The sequence below is a fragment of the Streptomyces thermovulgaris genome, from assembly GCF_002155915.1.
Lineage (GTDB): Bacteria > Actinomycetota > Actinomycetes > Streptomycetales > Streptomycetaceae > Streptomyces > Streptomyces thermovulgaris.
On sequence record NZ_MUME01000241.1, the window covers coordinates 1 to 6,375 of the forward strand.

At 69.5% G+C, this 6,375-nt stretch carries 7 protein-coding genes; 2 read left to right on the top strand and 5 right to left on the bottom strand.

Going from position 1 to position 6,375, the window contains the following annotated elements; translation table 11 throughout:
• Window positions 1-25 precede the first annotated feature (25 nt).
• From CCN35_RS18935 to CCN35_RS18955, 5 genes are all read right to left on the bottom strand, one after another.
• Window positions 26-901: a carbohydrate ABC transporter permease gene (locus tag CCN35_RS18935; protein ID WP_086793645.1), complete on the bottom strand. Its 876-nt coding sequence runs from the start codon at window positions 899-901 to the stop codon at window positions 26-28.
• Window positions 898-1,863 (bottom strand): carbohydrate ABC transporter permease, encoded by a 966-nt coding sequence (locus CCN35_RS18940; protein ID WP_086793646.1) that lies wholly within the window; start codon window positions 1,861-1,863, stop codon window positions 898-900. Before CCN35_RS18940 ends, CCN35_RS18935 begins: the two co-directional genes overlap by 4 nt.
• 3 nt (window positions 1,864-1,866) lie before the next feature.
• A complete protein-coding gene (locus tag CCN35_RS18945) occupies window positions 1,867-3,216 on the bottom strand; it encodes an ABC transporter substrate-binding protein (RefSeq protein ID WP_067396994.1) in 1,350 nt (449 codons plus the stop codon).
• Between the two features lie 117 nt (window positions 3,217-3,333).
• Window positions 3,334-4,341: a LacI family DNA-binding transcriptional regulator gene (locus tag CCN35_RS18950; RefSeq protein WP_211285551.1), complete on the bottom strand. Its 1,008-nt coding sequence runs from the start codon at window positions 4,339-4,341 to the stop codon at window positions 3,334-3,336.
• A gap of 57 nt (window positions 4,342-4,398) precedes the next feature.
• The gene (locus CCN35_RS18955) at window positions 4,399-5,076 is read right to left on the bottom strand and encodes an MmyB family transcriptional regulator (RefSeq protein WP_067396999.1); all 678 of its coding nucleotides are present in this window, start codon (window positions 5,074-5,076) and stop codon (window positions 4,399-4,401) included.
• 257 nt (window positions 5,077-5,333) lie between these two features.
• On the opposite strand from CCN35_RS18955, the gene CCN35_RS18960 reads away from it, so the two are divergent.
• Both CCN35_RS18960 and CCN35_RS18965 read left to right on the top strand, forming a co-directional pair.
• Complete coding sequence (locus CCN35_RS18960) at window positions 5,334-5,987, top strand: helix-turn-helix domain-containing protein (RefSeq protein WP_086793650.1); 654 nt, start codon at window positions 5,334-5,336, stop codon at window positions 5,985-5,987.
• A gap of 32 nt (window positions 5,988-6,019) precedes the next feature.
• A partial coding sequence (locus CCN35_RS18965) for a toxin-antitoxin system, toxin component (RefSeq protein ID WP_086793654.1) occupies window positions 6,020-6,375 on the top strand: 356 nt, incomplete at its 3' end.

Consider the following 6,375-nt stretch of genomic DNA (forward strand, 5'->3'; position numbering starts at 1 on the left):
GGGCGGGGAAGGGGGGTGGGTGGTGTCAGCCCTTGATGCCGCCCGCGCTGATCCCGGCGATGATGTGCCGCTGGAAGACGAGGAAGAGCACGACCATCGGAATGCTGGCGATCACCATGGCGGCGATGAGCACGGTCAGCTGGATGTTCTGCGACAGCTGGACGAGGGCCACGCTGATGGGCTGTTTGGCGGTGTCGGGGAACACCATCAGCGGCCACAGGAAGTCCTGCCAGACGCCGACCAGCGCGAAGATCGACACCACGCCGAGCACCGGCCGTGACATCGGCAGCACGATCGACGTCAGGATGCGCAGCTTGCCGGCGCCGTCGATCTGCGCGGCCTCCAGCACGTCCCTGGGCAACTGGTCGAAGAACCGCTTGAGCAGATAGAGGTTGAAGGCGTTGGCGACGGCCGGCAGCCAGACGGCGAGGGGGTCGTTGAGCAGGCTGACATGGATCAGCGGCAGGTCGGCGACGGTCAGGTACTTCGGTACGACCAGGGCCTGCGCCGGGACCATCAGGGTGGCGAGGATGCCGCCGAGGATCACCTTGCCGAAGACCGGTCTCAGCCTGGACAGGGCGTAGGCGGCGGCCGTGCAGAACACCAGCTGGAACGCCCATGCTCCGGCGGCCTGGACGACCGTGTTCCCCAGGTGCTGCGGAAGCCGCATCAGCTCCCAGGCGTCGGCGTAGGCGCCGAGGTGCCACTGCTCCGGAAGGAGCGTGGGCGGTGTCCGGGCCACCTCGTCGGGCGACTTCATCGCGCCGGTCACCATCCAGTAGACGGGGAAGAGGAAGGCGAGAAGGAAGAGCAGGACGACCGTGGTGAAGACGGTCCAGTAGACGGCCTTGCCGCGCGGGCGGGCCAGGGCGGCCGAGGAGACGAGGGTACGGGTGCTCATGCGGCCTCCTCACCGGAAGCGGAGCGGGTCAGCCGCAGATAGGCGGCCGAGAAGAGTCCGAGCAGGGCGAGCAGCATGACGCTGAGCGCGCAGGCGCCGCCGAAGTCGTTGTAGAGGAAGGCGTACTTGTAGATGAGATAGAGCACGGTGACCGTGGCGTTCTCCGGGCCGCCGCCGGTGATGACGAAGGGTTCGGTGAACACCTGCATGGTCGCGATGATCTGAAGGAGCATCAGCATCAGGATCACGAACCGGGTCTGCGGGACGGTCACGTGCCGGATGCGTTGCAGCAGGTTCGCGCCGTCGAGTTCGGCGGCCTCGTACAGCTCGCCGGGGACGGACTGCAGGGCGGCCAGGTAGATCAGCACGGTGCCGCCCATGTTGGCCCAGGTGGCGACGACGACCAGGGAGACCAGGGCGGTGTCGGCGCCGTTGGTCCAGTTCGAGGTGGGCAGGTGCAGGGCGCGCAGGACCTCGTTGGCCAGGCCGGCTCCGGGGTCGTAGAACCACTTCCACAGCAGGGCGCTGACCACGGGCGGGATCATCACGGGCAGGTAGACGACGACCCGGAAGAAGGCCTTGGCGTGGCGGAGTTCGTTGAGGACGAGGGCCAGGACGAACGGGATCGCGAAGCCGATCAGCAGGGCGAGCAGGGTGAAGACGAGGGTGTTGCGCCAGGCGGCGCCGAACTCGGGGTCGTGCAGGACGCGGGTGAAGTTGGCGGTGCCGACCCACTGGGGTGTCCGGCCGGGGGTGTACTTCTGGAAGGCGATCACGACCGCGCGGATCGCCGGGTACCAGGAGAACAGGGCGAAGCAGACCAGGCCGCCCAGGAGGAAGGCGTAGGCGTGGGCCTGTTCGGCGAGGCGGCGCCGTCTGCGCTCCCCTGACGGGGGCGGTGCCTGCACCGGATGGGCGGCGGCCGCCGGGGCGGGCCGCCGCTCGGCCGTTTTCGTCGTCATCGGTCAGCCCCGGGCCAGAATGCCGTCGATCTTGCCGGAGGCGTCCTTGAGGAGCCGGTCGATGTCGGCGTCCTTCTTGGTGAGGACGGCGGAGACGACGCCGTCGAGCACGGAGTAGATCTGCTGGGCGTGGGGCGGCTCGATCTTCATCCGGAGGGTCCGGTTGCCGTCGAGGAAGGCCTGGTAGTTCTCCACGGGAACGTTGGCGTTGGCCTTCTTGGCCCGCTGGTCCTCGGCGTCGGCGGCGCCGGTGAACAGGCGCGGTTCGGGCAGGCCGACGGGGGCGTCGTGCGCCTTGGCGCGGGCGTAGTTGCCGAGGAAGCCCTTGCCGGGGGTGAGGAACATGTGGTCGAGCCACTTCAGGCCGGCGCGGATCTGGGCGGGGGTGTTCCTCTTGTGGAACATGTAGCCGTCGCCGCCGACGAGGGTGGCCTTGCCGCCGGGCATGGGGGCCAGGGCGAGGTCCTTGTAGTTGCCGCCCTTCTCCTTGACCAGGATCGGGATGTTGTCGGGGGCGGCGAGGTACATGCCGAGCCTGCCCGAGCCCATCATCTGCTGCACGTCGTTGATGACCAGCAGCTGCTTGCTGCCCATGGAGTTGTCGGTCCAGCGCATGTCGTGCAGGTTCTGCAGGACGGCGCGGCCCTCGGGGGTGTCGATGGTGGCCTTCTTGCCGTCGGGGCTGACGACGTCGCCGCCCTGGGAGTACAGCTCGGCGGTGAAGTGCCAGCCGCCCTGGTTCTGGGCGCTGTAGTCGGCGTAGCCGACGACGCCGTCTCCCAGTGCGGCGATCCTCTTGGCGGCGGTCCGGACCTCCGCCCAGGTCCGGGGCGGCTTGTCGGGGTCGAGTCCGGCCTTGGCGAAGAGCTTCTTGTTGTAGATCAGGCCCATCGAGTAGCTGGTGCGCGGGATGCCGTAGATCCTGCCGTCGACGGTGTAGATGTCGCGCAGCTGCTTCTGGATGGTGCGGTAGCTCTTCAGCTCCTTGACGTAAGGGGTGATGTCGGCCGCCTGGCCGGTGTCGACGACGTGCTTGACGTCGGTGAAGTAGGTGTAGAAGACGTCCTCCATCTGGCCGCCGGCGAGCTTGGCGTCGAACGTCTTGGGGTCCTGGCAGGGGAAGGCGTCGTGCGCGACGACGTCGATGTCGGGGTTCTGCTTCTCGAAGGCGGCGACGTCCTCGTCGAAGAACTTCCGGTCGACCTTGGCGCTCTGGGGCGGCCGGCAGTTGACCGTGATACGGGTCCTGCCGTCGGCGGAGGTGTCGTCGCCCGAGCCGCAGGACGTCAGGGTTAACAGCAGGGAGCAGACGCCGATCGCGGTGACGGCATGGCGGAACCCGGTGCTTCTCATCGGTGGCCCCCTTTGGGCAGGGACAGGAGCGGTGAGCGCCGCACACTCAAGCACCGACGACGGCTCTGCGCAAGATATCGCGCAGAGATTGAAATTTTTTGACAGCAGGTCGAATCTTCAGAGCATCTCGGGGCGGGGAGCTTGCGCGGTCGATCCGCGCACCACCAGCTCCGGCTCGAACAGCAGCTCGTCGGCCGGTACGGCGCTTCCGCTGATCCGGGCGCTGAGCAGCTCCACCGCGGCCTTGCCCATCGACTCGATGGGCTGCCGCACGGTGGTCAGCGGCGGTTCGGTGCAGTTCATCAGCGCGGAGTCGTCGTAGCCCACGACCGAGATGTGCGAGGGGACGCCGAGTCCGCGGCGGCGGGCGGCCCGGACGACGCCGAGGGCGAGCGGGTCGCTGGCGCAGATGAAGCCGGTGACTCCCCGGTCGATGAGCTGGGCGCCGGCCGCGTGGCCGCCCTCGATGGAGAAGATGGCGCGTGCGACGAACTCCTCCGGCAGCCGGCCGGCGATGGCACGCGCGGCGGCCAGCTTGCGCGCGGAGGGCACATGGTCGTCCGGGCCGAGGACGAGGCCGATCCGCTCGTGCCCGAGGGAGGCCAGATGCCGCCAGGCCTGCTCCACCGCGACCGCGTCGTCGCAGGACACGCTCGGGAAACCGAGGTCCTCCACGCCCGCGTTGATCAGCACCACCGGGATGTTGCGGTCGGCCAGCAGCCGGTAGTGGTCGTGCGGGGCGTCCGCCTGCGCGTACAGCCCGCCGGCGAAGACGACTCCGGAGACCTGCTGCTGCAGCAGCAGCTTGACGTAGTCGGCCTCGGACACCCCGCCCTTGGTCTGGGTGCACAGCACGGGGGTGAGACCCAGCTGGGCCAGGGCCCCGCCGATGACCTCCGCGAAGGCCGGGAAGATCGGGTTCTGCAGCTCGGGCAGCACCAGCCCGACCAGCCGGGCGCGCTCGCCGCGCAGCTGGGTGGGGCGCTCGTAGCCGAGAACGTCCAGTGCGGAGAGCACCGCCTGCCGGGTGGTCTCGGAGACCCCGGGTCTGCCGTTGAGCACCCGGCTGACCGTGGCCTCGCTGACCCCGACCTTCTTCGCCACTTCCGCAAGTCGCCGCGCCATGAGCGCAAGAATAGCGCAAGGAATGCAAACCGCTTGCGCAATGACGACCGGTGAAGGTCAGGGCTCCGGGGTGGGGACCACGGTGAGATGGCCGGAGCCGCGCCGGGGGCGGCGTCTGCGCGGGACCGCGGCGGTGCGACGGGGGCGGCGGGTCTCGCGCAGGACCAGGGTGAGGCGGGTGTAGCCGAGGTCGCGCAGGGTGGCCGGGGTCTCCTCGATGATGCGGCACTCGGTGGCGCCCCAGCGCGGATCGGGGTGCAGCAGGGGACGGACCGCGCCGTCGGACTCCATGGCGGTCTCGCCGACCGCGCGGATCCAGTGCGGCAGCCCCTGGCGGTAGGCGGCCTCCATGATGGGGTCCTCGGCGATGTCCCGGCGGATGGCCTGCAGTTCGCGGTCCTGGCCGTGCTGTTCCACGGCCGCGGCGAAGTGGGCCAGCATCGGCAGGCACCAGCGCGACTCGTGCTCGCCGAGGACCGTGCACGCGTCCGGGTGGAAGAGGACGAAGCGGAGGAAGTTGTCGTCCGGCATGGCCGTCGGGTGCGGGCCGATGCCGCGGAAGAGCGAGGTGAAGGCGCTGTTGGTCAGCACCACGTCCCAGCGATGGTCGACGACGAGAGAAGGAAAGGAGACGGCCTCCAGGAACCGGGCGTAGTCCCGCAGGTAGTCCTGCGCCTCGGGACGGACGGGGACGGGCCGCGGCGCCGACCGCTGCCCTCCTGCCTGATGTGCCATCGGGAGGTCACCCCTTATGCCTCTGCGGCCTTCACGCGGCGCCTTGATCCTGGTGTTCACCCGCGGTCATGTCAACTATCGTGGCATTTCATGCCGCTTGACGGCCGAAATTGGCCACAGTTGTGGCGAGACCTGGATGTGAGTTCGAACTACCCGCTACCCTCCGGGAAGTTCACGGCATACCGTCTTGAGGTCTTTGCGTGAGGTCTTTGTGGGAAGGCCGTGAGAAGCCCGTGAGAGACGTAGGAGATCTGTCGGTGACGGATGGCATCGAGGGTCCGGACGCCACGGCGCCGGCCGTGCTGTCGGCCGTCGTCGCACGTGTCACCGCACTCGCCGACCGGCTCGGTGTCCCCCGGGAGGAGGTCTTCGACGTCGGCCGCCTCTCCGTGTCCTGCGGGGTGCCGGAGCCCGTGATCAAGGCGCTGCTGAGCGGTCAGCCCGCGGGGGAGCCGGATGTGCAGGCCCGGTTCCTGCAGCGGCTGGACCTGCTGCGCCGCACCCGGCTCAAGCCCAACGGACGCCGCTACACCCAGCAGGAGATCGCCGACGGCGCGGGCATGTCGCGGCAGCAGGCGGGCGCGCTGATCAACGGCGACCGGCGCCCGACGATGGAGCACTGCGACGCCATTCAGCGCTTCTTCCGGGTGCACGCCGGGTTCCTCACGGCCGAGGATCCCGAGGCACTGGCGGGTGCTCTGCAGCGCATCGAGCAGGAACTGCTCCAGCGGCTCGCCGACCGCGAGCGGGAGACGGCGGAGCCCGACGACCCGCTGGAGCGGCTGCTGCAGAACCACGGCGTGCGCGGAATCGCGTGGCGGGCCGCGCAGCTGCCCACCGACCAGCACCGGCACAAGGTCGCCGAGTGGCTGGACATGCTTCTGGAGAGCGTCAAGCGGCCCGAGTCGTGATGCTGGGGAGAGGCATGGGCATCGGCAGGAACATGCGCCGGCTGTGCGCCGAGCTGCTCGACGAGCTGACGCTGCCCGCTCCGGCCCGGCCCGCCGATCTGTGCACCGCGCTGTGCGACGCGATGAGCAGGCGCCGCGGCCGGCCCGTCCGCTTCCGCACGGCCGCCTTCCCGCCCGGGACCGCCAGCGGGCTGTGGCTCGACATGCACGACCAGGACCTGATCCTGGTCGAGGAGCGCACCGCCCCCGACCACCAGCTGGTGATCCTCGGCCATGAGCTGTGGCACATGCAGGCCGGCCACGGCGGTCACGACGTCGACGGTGCCCATGTCGCCGCCCGTCTGCTCGACGAGGGCGCGGACCTCCGGACGGTCGTGCACCGGGCCGC

Coding starts and splice junctions, on each gene's coding strand:
- CCN35_RS18945 (WP_067396994.1), bottom strand. CDS start 3,216: ATGAGAAGCACCGGGTTCCGCCATGCCGTCACCGCGATCGGCGTCTGC.
- CCN35_RS18935 (WP_086793645.1), bottom strand. CDS start 901: ATGAGCACCCGTACCCTCGTCTCCTCGGCCGCCCTGGCCCGCCCGCGC.
- CCN35_RS18955 (WP_067396999.1), bottom strand. CDS start 5,076: ATGGCACATCAGGCAGGAGGGCAGCGGTCGGCGCCGCGGCCCGTCCCC.
- CCN35_RS18950 (WP_211285551.1), bottom strand. CDS start 4,341: ATGGCGCGGCGACTTGCGGAAGTGGCGAAGAAGGTCGGGGTCAGCGAG.
- CCN35_RS18940 (WP_086793646.1), bottom strand. CDS start 1,863: ATGACGACGAAAACGGCCGAGCGGCGGCCCGCCCCGGCGGCCGCCGCC.